General features: G+C 55.9%; 9 protein-coding genes. 3 read left to right on the forward strand and 6 right to left on the reverse strand.

Annotated elements, in window-relative coordinates; genetic code table 11:
• Positions 1 to 440: 440 nt before the first annotated feature.
• Positions 441 to 563, forward strand: a complete 123-nt coding sequence (locus ACAW75_RS22875) for a hypothetical protein (RefSeq protein WP_370731091.1) — start codon at positions 441 to 443, stop codon at positions 561 to 563.
• Positions 564 to 684: 121 nt separating this feature from the next.
• Here the strand turns inward: ACAW75_RS22875 and ACAW75_RS22880 are convergent, their stop codons facing one another.
• The 3 genes from ACAW75_RS22880 to ACAW75_RS22890 all read right to left on the reverse strand — a co-directional run bounded on the left by ACAW75_RS22880 (position 685) and on the right by ACAW75_RS22890 (position 3,307).
• Positions 685 to 1,299: a cysteine hydrolase family protein gene (locus tag ACAW75_RS22880; protein ID WP_370731092.1), complete on the reverse strand. Its 615-nt coding sequence runs from the start codon at positions 1,297 to 1,299 to the stop codon at positions 685 to 687.
• Between the two features lie 193 nt (positions 1,300 to 1,492).
• Positions 1,493 to 2,011 (reverse strand): lipocalin-like domain-containing protein, encoded by a 519-nt coding sequence (locus ACAW75_RS22885; RefSeq protein WP_370731093.1) that lies wholly within the window; start codon positions 2,009 to 2,011, stop codon positions 1,493 to 1,495.
• A gap of 156 nt (positions 2,012 to 2,167) precedes the next feature.
• The gene (locus ACAW75_RS22890) at positions 2,168 to 3,307 is read right to left on the reverse strand and encodes an acyltransferase family protein (protein ID WP_370731094.1); all 1,140 of its coding nucleotides are present in this window, start codon (positions 3,305 to 3,307) and stop codon (positions 2,168 to 2,170) included.
• A gap of 294 nt (positions 3,308 to 3,601) precedes the next feature.
• On the opposite strand from ACAW75_RS22890, the gene ACAW75_RS22895 reads away from it, so the two are divergent.
• Both ACAW75_RS22895 and ACAW75_RS22900 read left to right on the forward strand, forming a co-directional pair.
• A complete protein-coding gene (locus tag ACAW75_RS22895; protein WP_370731095.1) occupies positions 3,602 to 4,684 on the forward strand; it encodes a Gfo/Idh/MocA family protein in 1,083 nt (360 codons plus the stop codon).
• Positions 4,685 to 4,967: 283 nt separating this feature from the next.
• The gene (locus ACAW75_RS22900) at positions 4,968 to 10,064 is read left to right on the forward strand and encodes a PA14 domain-containing protein (RefSeq protein ID WP_441656234.1); all 5,097 of its coding nucleotides are present in this window, start codon (positions 4,968 to 4,970) and stop codon (positions 10,062 to 10,064) included.
• 96 nt (positions 10,065 to 10,160) lie between these two features.
• Here the strand turns inward: ACAW75_RS22900 and ACAW75_RS22905 are convergent, their stop codons facing one another.
• The 3 genes from ACAW75_RS22905 to ACAW75_RS22915 form a co-directional block, all read right to left on the reverse strand.
• Positions 10,161 to 13,061, reverse strand: a complete 2,901-nt coding sequence (locus ACAW75_RS22905; protein WP_370731097.1) for a M16 family metallopeptidase — start codon at positions 13,059 to 13,061, stop codon at positions 10,161 to 10,163.
• A gap of 280 nt (positions 13,062 to 13,341) precedes the next feature.
• Complete coding sequence (locus ACAW75_RS22910) at positions 13,342 to 13,647, reverse strand: 2TM domain-containing protein (RefSeq protein WP_370731098.1); 306 nt, start codon at positions 13,645 to 13,647, stop codon at positions 13,342 to 13,344.
• A 155-nt stretch (positions 13,648 to 13,802) separates the two neighbouring features.
• A complete protein-coding gene (locus ACAW75_RS22915; RefSeq protein WP_370731099.1) occupies positions 13,803 to 19,040 on the reverse strand; it encodes a hypothetical protein in 5,238 nt (1,745 codons plus the stop codon).
• Between the last annotated feature and the right edge of the window lie 118 nt (positions 19,041 to 19,158).

A 19,158-nucleotide genomic window follows, 5' to 3' on the forward strand; every position in this document is an offset into this window, starting at 1 on the left:
GGATCAATTCCGCCTGATTTTAACGAGCCACTCGATGATCTGGCTGACTACATACACCATTTTCAAGGCTAGAGCCATAGGGTAGAACTGATTTGGCAACCGCTCCCGTCGGCGGCCCATCGGGCCATAACATCGGTAGGAAATAGGCACGATCCCGGCGTTTTACGCCCCGTCAGGGGCACAATATCGGTTTATGCCGGGCCTTTCTTTACCGATGTTATGTCCCTAACGGGACGTTAGGCGTACCCTTTCGACGGATAGCTACCGATGTTATGGCCCGATGGGCCGCTGATGATAGTCACCGTTTTAAGAGGAAGTCGTGCTTGTTTAGGCACGTTGCTGCCAAGTGCCTGTAGAAACAGCAACGGACGGTTTTACGCCGCCCGTCGACCAATTCGGCATGCTGTTCGTTATAGGCCTATACACGCAACGAACACAACATGGCCGACGTACATACACCCGAACAACGCAGCTACAACATGTCGCGGGTACGTAGCAAAGACACCAAACCTGAGCTAATTGTCCGTAAATTCCTGCACGTCCACGGGTTTCAGCTGACATAGGTACGTTGCCAGATTCTTTTGACCGTTCAGGCATGTTGCCGGCGCACGTGCAGAGACCGGTCCGCCGGTGCGGCAAAATCTGGCGTCTCTACTGACCCGAACGGCCACACCCGGATGGTCTTCACGAGCCAACTCCCTGCGCTATTAATCCGGCTAAATCTATTTCTGCTGATGGCACTACGTCGGCGCTGAGGACGCGCTGCATATAGGCGAGTGCGTCCTGCGTGTTTTGGGCAGAGCCAGAGGCGATGCAATCGGGGGGGATGATCAGTTTCAGGTCGCGAACGTAGGCGTCGATAGCCGAGAACAGCACGCACACGTCGGCGGCAATGCCGGTCATGATCAACGTCTTGGTCTGTAGGTACGTTATCAGCGTTTCAAACGTGGTGGCGTAGAAGATCGAGTGCTTGGGTTTCAGCACCATGTAATCGTCGGCATCGGGGCGTAGCCTGTCGACCACCGGTTTGCCACGCACGCCATCGTTCAGACAGTGGGCCAGCAGGTCGTCGAAGTTGGAGCGCCATTTGCCGAAATTGTCATTGATATAGATCACCGGAATATTGGCTGATTTGGCCCGCAGTTTCAGGGCGGCAATACGGTCGGCGGCGGCAAGGGTCGGTTTCAGAAAGTCGGGGCCTTCAGGAAATTCCAGGTCGTTGATCATGTCGATGATCAGTAACGCTACCGGCGATGAATCGGGGGCACTGCCGTGAAGGTCTTCACTTGTCTGGTTCATAACGTGTTGAAAGGTAATGGCAGGCCAATCGGTATGCAGACGCATCCCGCTGCATCAGCACTGGTCTGTAACTATCACTAACCCCAAATACCTTTTTTTGTCATCGCTGGTTCGCCAATGGGCCCTAGACACAAAAGCGACCGGCTACGCATCTGTGCGCGTTACCAGTCGCTCCAGCTCAACGTGTACAGATTTACACCTTTGTCATGGCGTAGCTTACCGTTGCTGTCTCGGTTTTACCGTCGTTGTCGAAGTCGTCAACAAAGGTCTGCGAGAGCTTTAGAGTAGTGCCGCTAATGGTGGCATCATACTCTTGAACAGCAGCGCCCTCGGTTATTTTTACTTTACTCCCCGTAGCTGACCAGGTGGCGGTACTGCCAAAAATACTGGCGTCAATTCCGCTACAGGCTATAGAGACGGTGCCGGTAATCTGACCATCGGCATTGAACGTGATGGTGACCGACTTGTAACAATCAACGAATTGTGCCCCGCCGGTAACGGATTTGAAAGCCTCCAGGATGTCCGTCACTTTAGTGCCACTTCCTGTTATGTCAAAGGCTGGATCGATGGTGTAACCAAACTGGCGCCAGGAGCCCTGAATAGAGGCCGCACTGGGGGTTATATCCGTATCTTTTTTACTACAGCCAAACCACAGTGGAATTGTTAGCAACAAGGCCCACGACAGGCGGCGGGTAATCAGCTTTAACGTCATCAGGTAGAGCGTGTATTGTGTGTCTAAACATACCTGATTGCCAATAGATTTGACAGAGAGCCCCTATAAAAGAGAGTTTTACTGAGTGAGTGGCCGACGGCTTTATACGCAGGGCCAGTTATTGCGCTCATTCGCCGGGGATCGGGCCGGACGTACCTAGACTTTTATGATGATCCGCCGCTTGTACATCACCCACAGAATGACGCCCCAGATGGCCACAAACGTAAGGGCACCTGCCAGCGAGGCCATATACGGGTCGGAAAAGTGGGGGGCAATGAAGCCTTTGTAGAGGTAATCTTTCAGCCCCACCTTCGTGGCGCTTCCGTCTGGGTTAGGTAGCTGAATCAGCGTCATGATGCGGGGAATCAGACCCGAAAGAAAGAAGACGGTGATGGGATTGACGCCAAACGCTACGAATACGCCGTTCCAGCGGAGGCCTTTCCGAACATCGATCAGGTAATAAAAAAGGGCCAGTCCGCACATGGCGAGTCCACCTGCCAGCAGGACATAGGTGCTGGTCCAGAGGGCTTTGTTGATCGGAAAGAGGGGAGCGAGTAACGTACCCAGCCCGGCCAGCACCAGCCCGGCCAGAAAGAGGAACAGCGCTTTCTGACTGTCGCGCACGGTTGATCCGTACTGTTTAGCCTGTAGCCAGTAGCCCGCCAGTAAGCCCAACAGACTGGTTGCCACTGCCGGAAACGTACTCAGCAGCCCCTCCGGGTCCCACACGCCGGCGGGGCGGTATACGTGGGCGGGGGTTAGCACGGTGAAATCGAGCCAGGCGGCCAGATTAGTTGTCGGCTCCAGGTTCGCGTAACCAATGCCCGGCACCGGAATGGCAGTCATCATCAGGTAGTAGCTAAGCAGGATGGCCATCGCGATCAGCGCCTGCTGGCCGGGTGTCGTTTTGCGGTAAATGAGCGCACAGGCGATGTACACCAGGCCAATACGCTGCAACACGCCCATAATACGCACGTTACTGACATCGAAACGGGGGAACAGGTTCAGAAAGAAGCCGAGCAGAAACAGGATCAATCCGCGTTTGATGATCCTGGCCACTACCCCGGACGTATCGGCCTGCCCGTGTAAAGTAGACGTGGCCGGTTTCAACGCAAAGGTGATCGATACGCCCACGATAAACAGAAAAAAGGGAAAGATCAGATCAGTGGGTGTCCAGCCATGCCAGGGGGCGTGTTCGAGTGGCGCATAAATATGAGCCCAGTCGCCAGCGTTGTTGACCAGGATCATAGCGGCAACGGTGAGACCGCGAAAAGCATCGAGTGAGCGGAGGCGCATAGGGTACGCGGATTTTACGGATTTAATGGACTGGCACGAATTGTTGGATGGGATGCGGACGATTGCCCCATACCAGCGGCCCTGACGGCTGCAACAGGCCTAGGTGGGGGGCAGACGAAAAGGAGTTGGGGAGGCTATTCAGGCGTAAGCTTTTACCCCCCTTGCCTGTCGCCGTAAACCTGTTTACCCCCTTATATCCGCGTGCTATCACATTAAATTGGGTTGGTTCCTTTCTTCTGTATGCAAGATGTCGATTTCTGATGAAGGAACATTGACCATCGCATCAACTTGATTATGCCAGCACCCCTCCGAATAGCCCTGATCGGCCCCGGCAAAGTAGCGCACCTCCATGCCCGGGCTACCCAACAAACACCCGACGTTCAACTGGTAGCCGTTTGTGGCCGGCATGAACAGAAAACCGCTGATTTCGCCAGCCAGTACGATTGTAAGCCGTATACCAATGTGGCACAGATGGTTTCCCGCGAGGGCATTGATGTCTGCGTGGTCTTAACGCCGCACCCCAACCACCGCGAGCCAACTGTGGCGGCTCTCGAAGCAGGTGCCCATGTGCTGGTCGAAAAGCCGCTGGCTGCATCGCTGGAAGACTGTGACGCCATGATTGCCACCGCCGAACGTACCCAAAAACTGTTGAGCGTGGTTAGCCAGCGTCGATTCTATGCACCCTGTCAACGTATTCGCCAGGCAATCGACGCGGGTAAAATCGGGACACCGGCGTTGGGTATGGTCCAGATGCTCGGCTGGCGCGATGAGGCGTACTATGGGAGTGACCCGTGGCGCGGCTCGTGGGCGCATGAGGGCGGTGGCGTACTGGTGAACCAGGCACCCCACCAGCTCGATCTGCTGCTCTGGTATATGGGCGAGGCTGAATCGGTATATGGCGTTTGGCGGAATGTGAATCACCCCTATATTGACGTTGAAGACACCGCCGCCGCCATTGTGCAGTTCAAAAACGGCGGAATTGGCAACATTGTCGCCAGCAACAGCCAGAAACCCGGCCTATACGGAAAAGTCCATATTCACGGCCAGAACGGGGCAACCGTTGGCGTACAAACAGACGGTGGCAGTATGTTTATTGCCGGCCGGTCGGGTATTCAGGATCCACCTATCAACGACCTGTGGACTGTTCCGGGAGAAGAAGAACTGCTGGAAAGCTTTAAGGCTGAAGACCACCAATTCTTTGCAAAAACCGACGCCCTGACGCATTATTTCGGGCAGCAACTGGCCGATTTCTGTCGGGCGATACGTACCCAGACCCCGCCCGCCATTACGGCCCTCGACGGGCGACGGGTGGTTGAATTGTTCCAGGCTATCTACGAGTCAACCCGAACAGGCAACGCTGTTCAACTGAATAGGTAAGAAAGCAGCCCTGCTGCCGGGCGGCACCGAGCAGGATTGTGCCCGGCAGCAGGCCACTAAGTAAAAGTGACCGCCTTTTTTTAACTACCGGGTAGTCGTTGAGTTGAATTAGTATCAATTCTATCGGATTAGTGAATCAACTCCAATAACTAAGTTTACATAATTAGTAGACTATTATGGGCTTATTTTAGCAATTCATTGATTAATTGATGGTTAATTCAACTCAACAACTGCTTATCGTGTGAAAAAAACTCTATTTTCATCCATCCACATCCTGTTGTTCATGGTCGGGCTGGCGAGCCTGTCAGCCAGTACATATGCCCAAACGACCTACTACGTCGCCAGCTCGGGTAATGACAGCAACACTGGCCGATCGGCCGACGCACCCTTTCAGACACTCGCGAAAATCAACACCCTGACGCTTCAGCCCGGCGATCAGGTGCTGTTCCGTCGGGGCGATACCTTCAGGGGTACGTTGCAGATCCGCCAGTCAGGTACGTCAGCGCAACCCATCAGTATCGACGCGTTCGGGTCGGGCAGCAAACCGGTTCTGGCGGCATCGTTGCCCATCACCAACTGGAGCAACATAGGCGGAAACATCTGGCAGGCCAGCGCATCGGCGTTGGGCAGTCAGGTAACGGGTGTGTACCGAAATGGCACCCTTCTTCCGTTGGGCCGTTACCCGAACCTCGACGCACCCAACCGGGGCTACCTCACCATTCAGTCGCATAGCGGACATACGCAGTTAACCAGCCAGGAACCAGTGCCTGCCAATTTCGTGGGGGGCGAAGTGGTTGACCGGCCCGTGCAGTGGATCATTAACCGGAGCCTGATCACCCAGCAAAACGGGAACACGTTTACGGTGAATCACCCCAACTCATATGATTTCAGCGACAATTGGGGCTATTTCATTCAGAGCCATCCGGCCACGCTCGATCAGAACGGCGAATGGTACTACAACAGCGGCAACAAAACGCTCCAGTTGTATTCGACCGATAACCCGAACGGCCAAACCATCACGGCGACGGCTTTTTCGTCGGGCATCAGCCTTTCGTTCGTGACCAACATTCAGGTACGTAACCTGGCCATCACCCAAACGATTAACACGGGTGTACTGATCGAAAATGGGACGAATATTACGCTGACGGGCAACGACATCACCAGTTCGGGCGAAGATGGCCTGATTGCGCGGGGAAGCGGCAATACCATTCTGGTCGAGAATAACCTGATCGAAGACGTTAATAATAACGGCGTGTCTATTACCGGCTACCAGAATTTCACGTTCCGGGGCAATACGTTACGTCGGGTTGGCCTGACGCCGGGTCGTGGTAAAGACGGCGATGGCACCTACAATGGCTTCAACACGGTGCTGACCGATCGGGTAACGATTGAGAACAACGTGGTTGATCAGATCGGTTATAACGGTATCAGCTTCGTGACCAGCACCACTGTTCAGCGCAACCGGGTATCGAATTTCTGCCTCACCAAAAGCGATGGCGGTGGCCTGTACATCTGGAACGGCAACCGGGAGGCCATGAACAATGTGCGTATTCTGAGCAACATTGTCTTCAACGGCATTGGCGCACCCGAAGGGACGCCTGGCGGGGCCTACTCAGGCGCCAACGGTATTTTCCTTGATGATTGCACCACCGGCGTAGAGGTTCGCGACAACACCGTTTTCAATACTCATGGGTTGGGCTTTTTCCTTCATGGGGCCATGACGGCACAGTTCACCAACAACACGTCGTTCAACAACGGAGAAGCTCAACTGGCGGTGAACAGCCGCAACGGCGGTTGCTCACCCCGCGACAACCTGATTCAGAACAACGTGCTGGTGAGTAAAACGGCGGCGCAACTGGTGACCAAGTACGAATCGCACCTGAATGACCTCACCAGCTTTGGTGCTTTCGATAACAACGTGTATGCCCGTCCTTTCAACGACGAGTTCAAAATTCGGGCGGTGTCGAATCCCGGCTCCGGCGTTATCGGGTATGATCTGTCGCTGGCTGAGTGGCAAAGCCGGTATGGTAAAGACCCCAACTCGCTGAATAGCCCGTTGACCTACAAGCCTTTTGCCACAACGGGTAACGGCGTTTTTAAGCTCAACAATACGTTTGGCAGTACCAACGAAGGCTGGGACACCTACAGTCCCTACGGCAATGGCCGCGCCACCTGGGACAACGCTAACCGCCTGGACGGAGGTAGCCTGAGCATTTCGTTTCCATCGGCGTCGAACCAGAGCAACTCCTACGTGCTGGCCTCGAAAGACATTGGAGCGGTGAATCAGAATCAGGTGTACTTACTGACGTTCGATGCCATTGCATCGGGCAATGGAAAACGGGCAGAGGTGTTCATCCGGCAAAAAACGGGTTCATTCCGTGACCTCGACACCCGCTCACTAATTCTGGTCGGTACGATCCGGCAGCATGTCGAGGTGTCGTTCATGGCCAACGCCAGCGAGGCATCCTCTATCGTGGTGTTCCAGGTGAACGAAGATGGCCAAACGCTCTGGATCGACAATGTACAAGTGCAGGAGGCTACCCGTACCGCGCAAAATCCCGATGATTTCATTCGGCTCGAATACAACGACACCAACCAGGATAAGACCATTTCGCTGAACGAGCCGTACCGTGATGCACGCAATACGCTGTACACCAGTCAGGTGACGCTGGCTCCGTTCACGTCGGTCGTGCTGTTCAAAAATACGGGCGATACCCCACCCCCGCCACCCGTTATTCCGCTGCGGGACCCGGAAAACCCCGCCAATGCCGTAGCGGGTCTGGACTATAGTTATTTCGAAGGGAGCTGGTCGTCGTTGCCCGATTTCAATGCGTTGACAGCCGTCAAAAAAGGCATAGCCAGTCAGGTTGACATCACGCCCCGCAACCAGGACGATAACTTCGCGTTACAGTTCAAAGGCTACATCGACGTACCCACCGACGGAACCTACACCTTCTTTACTAATTCCGATGATGGTAGCAAGCTCTACATCGGTACCAATGAGGTGGTAAATAATGACGGAGGGCACCCCGAGCAGGAGCGGTCGGGCACCATTGGGCTGAAAGCCGGTAAGCATGCCATCACCGTTACGTATTATGAAGGCGGCGGCGGGCAGGCTCTCAGCGTCAGCTACAGCGGTCCCAACCTGAACAAGCAGGCAATTCCCGGGTCGGTTTTCTTCCGGGTGGGTACCGATACACCCCCGCCAACAGGTAGCCTGCGCGACCCGGAGAATCCGGCCAATGCTGTGGCTGGGCTCGATTATAGTTATTACGAAGGCAACTGGTCGGCCCTGCCCAACTTTGCCGTTCTCACGCCCGTTCGGTCGGCTACGGCCACACTACCAGACATTAGCCCTCGTGGCCGCGACGATAACTTCGCGTTACAGTTCAAAGGGTATGTGAACGTACCTATCGATGGCGTGTATACCTTCTTTACCAACTCTGATGACGGTAGCAAATTGTTTATTGGCACTACTGAGGTAGTGAATAATGACGGCGGCCATCCCGAACAGGAACGGTCGGGCACTATTGGGCTGAAAGCCGGTCGCCATGCCATCACGGTTCCGTATTACGAAGGGGGCGGTGGGCAGGCTCTTAGTGTCAGCTACAGCGGGCCTGGCATTGGCAAACAGATCATTCCCGCCTCAGCGTTTTTCCGGGTGGCCGCCGCCACGCCACCGCCACCCACCGCCAATCTGCGCGACCCGGAGAACCCGGATAATGCCGTAGTGGGCCTGGACTACCGGTATTACGAAGGCAGCTGGGGGAGCATTCCCAATTTTGCGGCATTGACGCCTGCCCGTACAGCAGTAGCCACTGTCCCCGACGTAACGGTACGCAGCCGCGACGATAACTTTGGTTTACAGTTTCAAGGCTACGTGAACGTACCTGCCGACGGGGTGTATACCTTCTATACCTACTCCGATGATGGTAGCAAACTGCTGATCGGCACCACTGAAGTGGTGAACAACGACGGTGGCCACGCCGAGCAGGAACGATCGGGCACCATTGGGCTGAAAGCCGGTAAGCACGCGATCACCATTCCGTATTTTGAAGCTGGTGGCGGTCAGGCGCTGACAGTTAGCTATAGCGGTCCCGGCATTGGCAAACAGGCTATTCCTGCCTCGGCGTTTTTCCGGATAGCTACGGCCACACCGCCACCGCCCACCGCCAATCTGCGCGACCCGGAGAACCCGGATAATGCCGTGGCTGGCCTGGATTATAATTATTACGAAGGCAACTGGAACACGCTTCCCAACTTCAACAGCCTGACGCCGGTTCGTACGGGTACGGCTGGGCAGGCCGATCTGAACCTCGCTTACCGAAACGACCAGTTTGGCCTGCAGTTCAAAGGCTACGTGAACGTACCTGCCGATGGGGTATATACCTTCTACACCTACTCGGATGATGGCAGTAAACTCTATATCGGCACTACCGAAGTGGTGAACAACGATGGCGGTCATGCCGAGCAGGAGCGGTCGGGTACCATTGGGTTGAAAGCTGGTCGTCATGCCATCACCATTCAGTATTTCGAGGGCAGCGGTGGCCAGGTACTGAGCGTCAGCTACAGCGGGCCCGGTGTCAACAAGCAGGTTATTCCGGCATCCGCTTATTTCCGGGTGAGCACCGGCACCCCTCCGCCTGCCAACACGGGTACGGGCACTGGTTTGCTGGGTCAGTATTACAACAACAAGACCCTGACGGCACCCAGCGTGATGAGCCGTACCGACGCGGTGATCGACTTTGATTGGGGCAACGGTTCGCCGGGTAGCGGTGTCAACGTTGATAATTTCTCGGTTCGCTGGACGGGCCAGGTTGAAGCGCCGGTGACAGGCAATTACGTGTTCACGACCATTGCCGATGACGGGGTGCGCTTATGGGTAAATGATGTACAGGTGATCAACGACTGGAACGACCACGCCCCTACCACAACCAACAGCAACAGCATGGCGCTGGTGGCTGGTCAGAAGTACAACATCAGGATGGAATATTATGAAAGTGCCGTGGGTGCCGTGGCCCGGTTACGGTGGACGTACCCAGGACAGGCCCAGCAAACCATTCCCCAGATTCGGCTGTATCCGGCCAGTGGAAGCGCTCGTCTGGCTGTCGCCGATGAATCAGTTATTCAGCAGTCGACCGTGTATCCGGTTCCTGCCCGTGATGAACTGACGATCCGGTACATCAGCCAGCAGGCCGGAACGGCTACGGTACAGATGATCAGTACGGCAGGGATGTCGGTGCTACAGGCAGACCATACGGTAACGGCCGGCGAAAACCGGCTGACATTGCCCGTTCGCGAACTGACCCGTGGTTTCTACATCCTGAAACTGACCCAGGGCGACCAGCAACGTACCTGGAAAGTGTTGCTGGGCGAATAAGCGCCCGGCAAAGCAACTGGCTGCCCGTTCAGGCCCGTAAACAGAAAAGGCCGCCCGCTCTTCCGAGCAGGCGGCCTTTTGGCATTATTGATAACGCTACTCGTTTTTGTCGCCACCCGAACCCATGCGGGCAGGAGCAGCACCGGTAGATGTAGCCGTGGTGATTGGATCACCTTCTTTGTCCAGCTCAATTACTTCGTAACCGAGCTTCGAGAGACCAGGCTTAACGAGCGCTTTATCGCCAACTACCGTGATCACCATCTTGTCGACGGGGAGTCGCTTTTTGGCGATGGCGTCTACCTGTGCTTTGGTGATGGTACGTAGAATATTGGCCTGCTGCTCCACGTAGTTCTTCGGCAGATCATAATCGATGATCCGGCTCAGGAAGATGGCTTTCTGGAACGACGTCTCGTAACGCAGTGCGTCGACCTGGCCAAGCGAACTCTTCACAAATGTCAGCTCGGGCTCGGTAATACCCGACTGGCCATAGGCCTTCATCTCCTTGATAAACTCGACCACCGAACTGTCGGTGGCGGCGGCTTTCACCCCGGCACTGGCCGTAAAGGGGCCAGGCGCTTTGGTGCTGGCAAAGCCCGACCGGGCACCATACGTCCACCCTTTGTCTTCGCGCAGGTTCATATTGATCCGGCTGCTGAAGGCGCCGCCCAGCATGTAGTTGGCCAGTCCGGTTTTATAATAATCGCCGGTTGCATCGTAGGGCATGTCGGTCAGGTAACCGATCCGAATCTCCGACTGGGCCGCCTTTTCCTTATCGATCAGGTAAATGCGGGTTTTGTCAATTTTCCGGGCTACGCTTTCTTTGGGTAGTGCAACCGGTTTAGCGGCCCACTTGGTCAGAAAAGCCAGTTTGGGCATCACCGCCGCTTGCTCAACGTCGCCGACAATCACCAGATTAGTGACCGATGGTGAGAGTGCATTCTGATAAAACGACTTCACATCATCGAGCGTGATGGCTTCAACCGTTTTGGTGGTGCCACTCAGGGGAACGGCGCGGATGTTTCCTTCGCCATACAGGAGTTTGTTATAGGCTTTGTTGGCAATAACGACCGGCTGGGTGTTCTGGCTGGCAATGTTTTCCAGTTGCTGCTTCTTGCGCCGCTCGAAATCATCGGCCGAAAACTTGGGGTGCAGTAGTTTTTCTTCCAGCAGCGCCAGTGTAGAGTCGATATTCTTGACCGGCGATTCAACCGAAACATTGATTTCTTCGGTGGTAGCCTGGATATTGATGTTGGCACCCAGTTTCTCCAGTTTCGTGTTCATCACTTCGTTCGAATACCGCTCCGTTGCTTCGTTCATCAGCGATGCCGTCAGCTGCGCGATGCCCGCCTTCGATGGGTCCTTTGCCGACAGCAGGTGCCCGCCTTTAATGCTGAACAGCATCGTAACGGTCGGAATCTCGTCGTTACGCGTACCGATTACTTTCAGGCCGTTGGGTAGCTTGTCGGTCCAGAAGGGCGGTACTTTCAGCGCCGGGTTTGGGCCTGGACCGGGTTTTACACTGCGATCGAAGCTGTCTTTCGCTTTGGCGTAAGTCAGCCCCGAATACCCGTAGTCGGGAGCCTTATAGCCGGTTGTCACAATCGTATAGTCGTCGGGCTTGGCCACTATATCGGCTTTGCCTTTTGGGTACACCGTCAGCAGTACCGCGTTTTTGCCTTTGATATACTGGTTATACACCCGCATCACGTCGGCTTTGGTCACGCTGTTGTACCGCTTGATCTCTTGCGGAATGTAGTTGGGCGTGCCCAGGTACGTCTGGTAAGCCGCCAGTTGTGATACCTTACCGGCTACACTGGCCAGCCCCGAGATGAGCTGTGCCTCACGCGATGCCTTGAACTGGGCCAGGTCGTCGTCGGTAACGCCACGGGCTTCAAACTCCGCCAATGTTTGCCGAACGATGGCTTCGGTGCTATCCAGCCGTTTGTTCGGAAAAGGCAGAATCCGCATTGTCAGCTGACCGGCCAGCTCCGACGTTGGGTGGCCTGCGCTAGCCTGAACAGCCAGTTGAGGCTTCACCAGGTTTTTGTAGAACAGGGAGTTTTTGCCGCCCCCCAGGATCTCGGCGAGGGCATCGAGCGGTGCTTCGTCGGGGTGGTAGTTGGGCACCGTTGGGAACACGATCTGAAGCAGCGGAAAACGAACGTTGTCTTCGTACGACACGCGCCGGTCTTTGTCGAGCACTACGGCGGGTACCACCGTTTTCGTTACCTCTGGTCCGCGTGGAATGCTGCCAAAATACTTCTCGACCATGGCTACCACCTGCTTGGGGGTCACGTCACCGCCAATGGTCAGTACGGCGTTGTTAGGGCCATACCAGCGCAGGAAGAAGTTTTTCAGGTCGTTGACATTGACCCGGTTCAGGTCTTCGATGTAGCCAATCGTCAGCCAGGAGTAGGGGTGGCCATACGGAAACAGGTTTTTAGCTACGTATTCGCTGGCCAGTCCGTAGGGGCGGTTATCGTAGTTCTGGCCGCGCTCGTTCTTCACGGTTGCCCGCTGAATCTCGAATTTCTTCTGCGTTACGGCATCGAGCAGAAAGCCCATCCGGTCGGCTTCGAGCCAGAGCGCGCGCTCCAGCTGATTGCTGGGCAGGGTTTCGTAGTAGTTGGTACGGTCGGTATTGGTTGATCCGTTGAGGGTGCCGCCCGATTCGGTCACGATCTTGAAATGTTCATCATCGGCAACGTGGTCGGAACCCTGGAACATCATGTGTTCAAAGAAGTGCGCGAAACCCGACTTGCCAATTTCTTCGCGGGCCGAGCCAACGTGATACGTTACGTCGACATGCACCACCGGGTCGGAATGGTCTTCGTGAACAACCAGCGTAAGGCCGTTGGGGAGCACGTATTTTTCGTACGGGATCAGGAGCTCTTTCCCTGGCCGGGTCACCTTCTCCACTAACTTAGTCTGTGCTGATGTTGTGCCTGCTATCAGGCAACTCACCAGTACCGACAGGTAAACAGTTGCTTTTTTCATGTTGGGTACTAGACGAAGTAAGCTTGAAAGTTACTCATAGAATCAACACGTTGATAACGGATGACCAACGAATTTACTGGGCCACACGCGCTGCCAACGTACCTGGAAGTGGCTAACGGACAGTCAGTCGTGAATCTCTGGCTGGTAAGCAACAAGGCCACCGCAAGCTGTGCGGTGGCCTTGTTGGGATCGGTTACTTACTGGCCGGAGGGTTGGTTCTGGCTGGCGCGACTAGCTGCTTTTGCTTCTTCAGCAGCAATCAGAATTACCTGCCTATCACTTAGTACGTCTGCTGTCTTTTCAGCTTTTCATACTCGCGCTCAACCTGGTTGCGCTGGTTAGGGCTACGGTAAACCGAAGCATAGTGTGATACTAACCCGATTCCCCAGCCTAGCATAGGAAAAATTGGCCAGGGCACCAGATAACCGCGATGGCCCGACTGAACCAGGCTGAACTGGGTGAACAGGTAGATAAGCCACAGGCCGCCATTGACGATCAGGTATGAGCGTAGATGCATACGGAAGCCAACGCGTTCTTTGGCTTGTTTCCATAAGACTGGATCATGGGGAGTTTCTGAGGGTATCATAACGGATGCAGGTTTGTCTGTCAGCTTCATGGTCAGTTGATGCCTTGAAAGTAGCCTGCGTCGCCTGCCAACGCCAGCAGTATCTGACCAACCGCCCACACGTCGGGCTGAACAGTAGTTTTTAACCGATGAAGTAGCGCCTCTTCCCTGAGTCGTCAGCGAAGCATTCTGACATCAACAACGGCGTCGTCGTCTTCGCCGGGGCGTGTACTTCGATTGTTGGGCGTTGAATCGGGATCAGCTACGGCGGAACGGATCACCTCAACACGACAGGAATCGGAGGCGGTCGGCAACCAATACACGGTTCGGCTAACGGTTGAGCTTGCGGCCATTTGACCTATATCGATGGTGATAGCCGTACTGGCTGTTCTCCAGGTGGTTTTATCCAAACTATAGGTTCCGTTGGGTAATGTCAGGCCGGTTTGCACCAGCGACGTAGACGTGCCCCCCTGATTTTGCACAACCAGGGTCACCTGGATCGTATCGCGGGGCAATACCAGCCGTTTATTCACAAAAAGAGCTACGCTTAAATCGGCCTGGTTGGGTATCGCCGCCGGTTGGTTGCTGGCTACAGTCGGCAAGATTCGCCCGTAGGGGTTAGGTGAAACAGCCAGATAGCGGGTGGTATCAGCCGTCCGTAAGTCGACCAGCGTGGCATCGTCTTCGCCATCGGCCGTGCCTGTGTTGGGTTGGCTATCCGGGTCGGGCGTGTTGCAGGCAACGAGTTCTACGGCATTCACGTATTTTCCCCGACGGTTTATCTTCGTTTTAAAACTGACCAGTCGTGATTCGCCCGCAGGTACGTTGCCAACGCTAAGCCGCAGGCTATCGCCGGTGGTTGCCGATGAACTGCCAACGTAGCTCAGCCCGGACGGAAGGCGGTTGATGACCGACACGTTTTCTGCTGCGTCTGGTCCGGCGTTTGTGACCCGAACAGAATAGGTGATCGTATCGCCCAGTTGGCAGGATCGTTTACTGACCCAACTGGTGAGCGACACATCGGCCCCGTCGACAAACACGTTTATAACTGTAACCGCACCAGCGCCAATGCCACAGCCGTTGGCCACGTTTATCAGGGAATAACTAGTGGTGCGGCTGGGCGTAACGGTCAGCGAATACGGATTCTGATAGGTGTTTGTCACAGCTTTGACACCCACCACCGAAAAAGACCAGGGCGCCACCCCACTCAACTGAACCGGTAACACCGCCGATTGACCCGACCGGATAAAGGGTTGCCCCGCTATCGTTGCCGACGCGGGCTGGCCGATAACCACCGAGACCGAAGCCGATTCGGTTAAGCAACTGCCCTGCTGATAGACCAGACTATAGACCCCTGTTTCGGCCGCCACCACCTGGTCTGACGTGGCGCCGGGTAGGGGGCTGCCATTGAACCTCCAGAAACTGTATGGTCCGCTCGTTCGCTGCAATTTCACCGCCGACGTGGGGCAGCGCACCAGGCCACCCAGGGCGGCAATCGTTGGTTTTACCGGTTGGCCAATGCTTACACTGACTGGTTTCGATACACCACTGCATACGCCGTTGGTCACCGAAACACTGTATAGGCCCGATTCCGTTACGGTCTGGTACGTCTGCACCCCCTGGCTAACGGGTTGCCCGTTACGGAGCCAGCTGAATGTGACGGTTCCTGTGCGGGGGTAATCGCGGGTAGACAGTTCTACTTCAGTACATCGTTCGTTCAGCAGTAAGGTGGGCGTCAGCGTCTGGCTGAAAACAACGGAGACCGCCACCGCCGTGCCCGAGCAGCTACCCGATGTGTAGCGAAGGGCGTAACTGCCGGGCGTGTCGACCAGATAGCTAAAACCAGTGGCCCCGGTGATGGGTACGTTGTTTTTAGTCCATTGCAGGGCATGGCTGGTGTTTTTTGCATAAAGCACCAGCGATTCGCCCGTGCAGAGGGTCGTGCTGCCGTAGTAATACAGTCCATTGCTAAGCTGGCTGTTTGCTGTTACCGTGATGGGGTCGCTCACGGCCGTACACGTGCCCCGCTGCACCTGCAGTCGATAGGTGCCACCCTGACTTACAGTGGCCAGTGAACTGGTTTGGCCAGCTATCACCCGGCCCTCTCTGAGCCACTGATACGTGGTGCCATCGGGCTGGCTGGTAGCATAGAGTGTCAATGATGCTGTGCCGCAGGTAGTTGGGGCAACATCGCCGGCCACGGCAATCGTTGGCGGAAGAATTGTCTGGTTGACTGTCAGGTACGTTGCTGGTGCTGATGCTGCACAGGTAGCCCCCCCCGATGAGCTGAACGTGAGCCGGTAAGCATAGGAACCTGTTGCCGTCGCTGAAAAAACAGGTGTTGTGCCGCCACTTACCGCTTCGCCATTACGAAGCCACTGGTAGACTGCCCGTTGCCCCAGGTACGAGGTGCCCAGCGGAACGGATGTGCCCGGGCAGATTGGCCCGTCGTCGGTGTTTATCGGGCTAAGGACGCTGACCGTGGGCGCGTCGATCGCGATCAGCAGCAGGTTGTTTGCGCTGGTGGTGGTGCAGCTACCCACCGACGCCGTGAAACTGTAGGTGCCCGTCTGACCCGTTGCCAAACTCGCGGTTGTCTGCCCCGAGATCGTTTGCCCGTCAATGGCCCATCGGTATGTAGCGGTGAGGTTGTTGGGCTGATTCGGCAGGTAAGCGCGTAACAGGGCCGAATCGCCGGGGCAAACGTACCCAGACACGTACCGGACATCGGCCAGCCGGGCATCTGTCAGTTGTCGCCGGTCCAGAATGCTGGCCTGACTGAGCGACAGATTCGTGATTGTCAGCGAACCACTGATCAGTTGCGAAATGCTGAAGTCAGGTACGTCGAGCCGGAGACGGTAGCCAGTGCCAGACGAAACACTGGCGGGTACGGTAGCCAGCAGTGGACTGGTGGTTCCTGCGGCAATGTCGGTACCATTCGTGAAGTCACCCGAGGCGTCTGACAGGCGCACAACTACCCGGCTCGGCTGCACATTAAGCAGGGTGTAGCTCACGGGCAAGGTAGTGCCGGCGCAAAGGGCTGTAGTCGACAGGCCCCCTGCCTGCACGATGGGGGCATCGAGGCTCCAGGCATTCGTTTCCCACACGCCACGACCGCTCGTGACAACGGCTACCAGCTCATCGGCAGCGCGGTAGATGAATTGTTTACACCGGACAAGTGGCGCCCCGGTGTTGGTCAGCGTCCATCCCGGATTGGCCGCCGTGATGTCGTTCGTTGACCAGACGCCCAGTTCAGTAGCCAGCATCACCTGTTGCCGGTTTGTGGGGTTGATCAGAACGGCATAAACGGGTAGGTCGGGCAGACCGTGGGCGGGCAAGTCTTTACTGAGCCAGTTGGCGCCGCCGTCGGTCGTGTACCAAACCGACTGTATTCCGTAGTTCGACAGCGTTACAATCAACTCATTATCAGTAGCTCCCACGTCTACACCGCTAATGGTGCTGCCCAATGGAAACGAGCCGCCATCGAGTCGGGTAAGGGTGGGCACTGCCTGGTCTGTGGCCGAGAGCTTGTAGAGTCGCCCGTCCAGGGTGGCGGCAAAAAGCGTGTTGGGCGATGCGCCTGCTTTCAGGTAGGTGGGCCGTGGCAACCGGCCGCTATCGAGGACCATGATTTCTGGAGTGGTGCCAATTCCCACTGCTTTTCGGTAGGCGTCTGACCAGAAAAAGAACGTATTGCTACGGCTGTCGTATTCAACACCGCCGTCTGGATAATCAATGGCTCCCCAACCCATCGAATAGTAGTCCCAAGCCGTAGAGTTTGTCAGGTTTCGGGTCAGAAAACCGCCGTTTGTGGTAGCCGCCACCTGAACCGTCGGTTCGTCCTGATCGATAAATGGCCTGAGCGGATAGGCTGGGTACGTTACCTGGGTGCCGCCTGCGTTACCTGCTTCCGGTGTTTCGAGCAGGCCCGGTTCCGTTGAACTGCCCGTGAGCCGGTACCGACTGCGGGCTACGTTCTTCATGGCCAACCCGGCGATTTCCAGGCCACCAAACCCATTGCTCCGGTAGTGCTCTACGCCATCGAGTCCCAAGGTAAGGAGTTGCTGGGTGGTTGAGAAGTAAACCTGGCTGTCGCTTCCCCATACGACGCCCTGGTTAGGTAAGGGCGAAAAAGCGGTAGTACGGCCAATGCTTTGTCCGGCCGACCAGGTGTTCCCGCCATTACCCGATCGATAGAGCCGATCATAGGCCGTTATATATACGACCTGCGCTGAATCGGGCGAAACGCTCAAGGTAAAGTACTGAGCGCCCAGCCCCAGCGTAATGTCGAGGTCGGGCGCATCCTGATAAACAGGCCGTGTCATGGGTTGCCAGGTCTGACCACTGTTGGTCGAATACTGTAGCCAGTGAAGGGTGTATCCGCCCAAAGAAGCATCGTCGGCTATCTGAGCGGCGTATAGCGTTTGAGCCGTGCCACTGGCAGGAGCAGCCACCACCAGTTCTGTCCGAATACCCGTGTAAGGGGCCATGTTCGGCGGCGTGATCTCGGTCCAGGCGTTTGCTGCCGCACTGGTTGACCGAAATAGCCGGCCTGTAGCCATAGCCACGTACACAAGCCCATCCTGCCCGAGCCGGATAGCCGAAACATGATCATTGCCGCCACTCACCGACTGACTGCCGATCTGCCGTTGGGGTGCCAGCGAAAACTGCCACGACTGCCCCTGATCGGCCGAGCGAAGTACGCCTCCCTGAGTGCCCGCCAGCAGTAGCCCGGTTTTAGTTACGACCAGCCCGGCAATTCGGTTAAAAGCGGCCTGTATCAACGTGCCCGACTGCGCCGGAGTGGTGGCCGACAAGCGGAGCCAGGTGGCACCTCTGTTGGTCGTTTTCCAGATACCACCTCCGTTGGTCTGGCCAAGCGGATAGCCCGTAGCGGCATAAATAACACTGCTGTTGGTAGGGTCGGAGGCGAGTGCCGAGATATTCTTGCTTTCCCAGCTGTCACTGATGGGTACCCAGTTCGTAGCCGGGTCGATCAGGTTTGCGTTTTTCCATAAGCCCGCATTGGTACTGCCCGCCCAAACGATGCGCCCGGTTGGATCGGCCGGATCGGCCAGAAAGGTGTGCAACGTACCTGTAAACCCAAATGGCCCCCGTTCTGTCCAGGCTACGTCGGGAATGGCTGTGCGAGCCCGCCCTTGCTGCTGGCCTGGCAACTGACTGGTTAGCTGATTTTGAATGGCCTCGAGCCGTTCGGTCGGAACCCGGCCCAGGGCAGGGTCGATTGTCCGGCGTAGCTGTTCTGCCAGTTGCCGACGCCGGAGTGAATCGGCCTGCCTGGGCGACAATGAACGAGTTGGCGGAAGAGCAGAACGTACCTGGCCCAGTAGAGGCAGGGTCAGTAGCGTATAGGCCAACGTGGCATAGACTACCAATCGGGTAAAGATTAACATATAGTTGGATCGCGTGGGTGGGCAAAGCCCGAACCTACATCAATTTGCGGCCAATCTCATGCCAATCTATATAGATTAGAGATTAAAAAGGACTTTGTATAAAAACAGTGTTACCGGA

This window comes from Fibrella arboris (genome assembly GCF_041321095.1).
GTDB classification, from domain to species: domain Bacteria; phylum Bacteroidota; class Bacteroidia; order Cytophagales; family Spirosomataceae; genus Fibrella; species Fibrella arboris.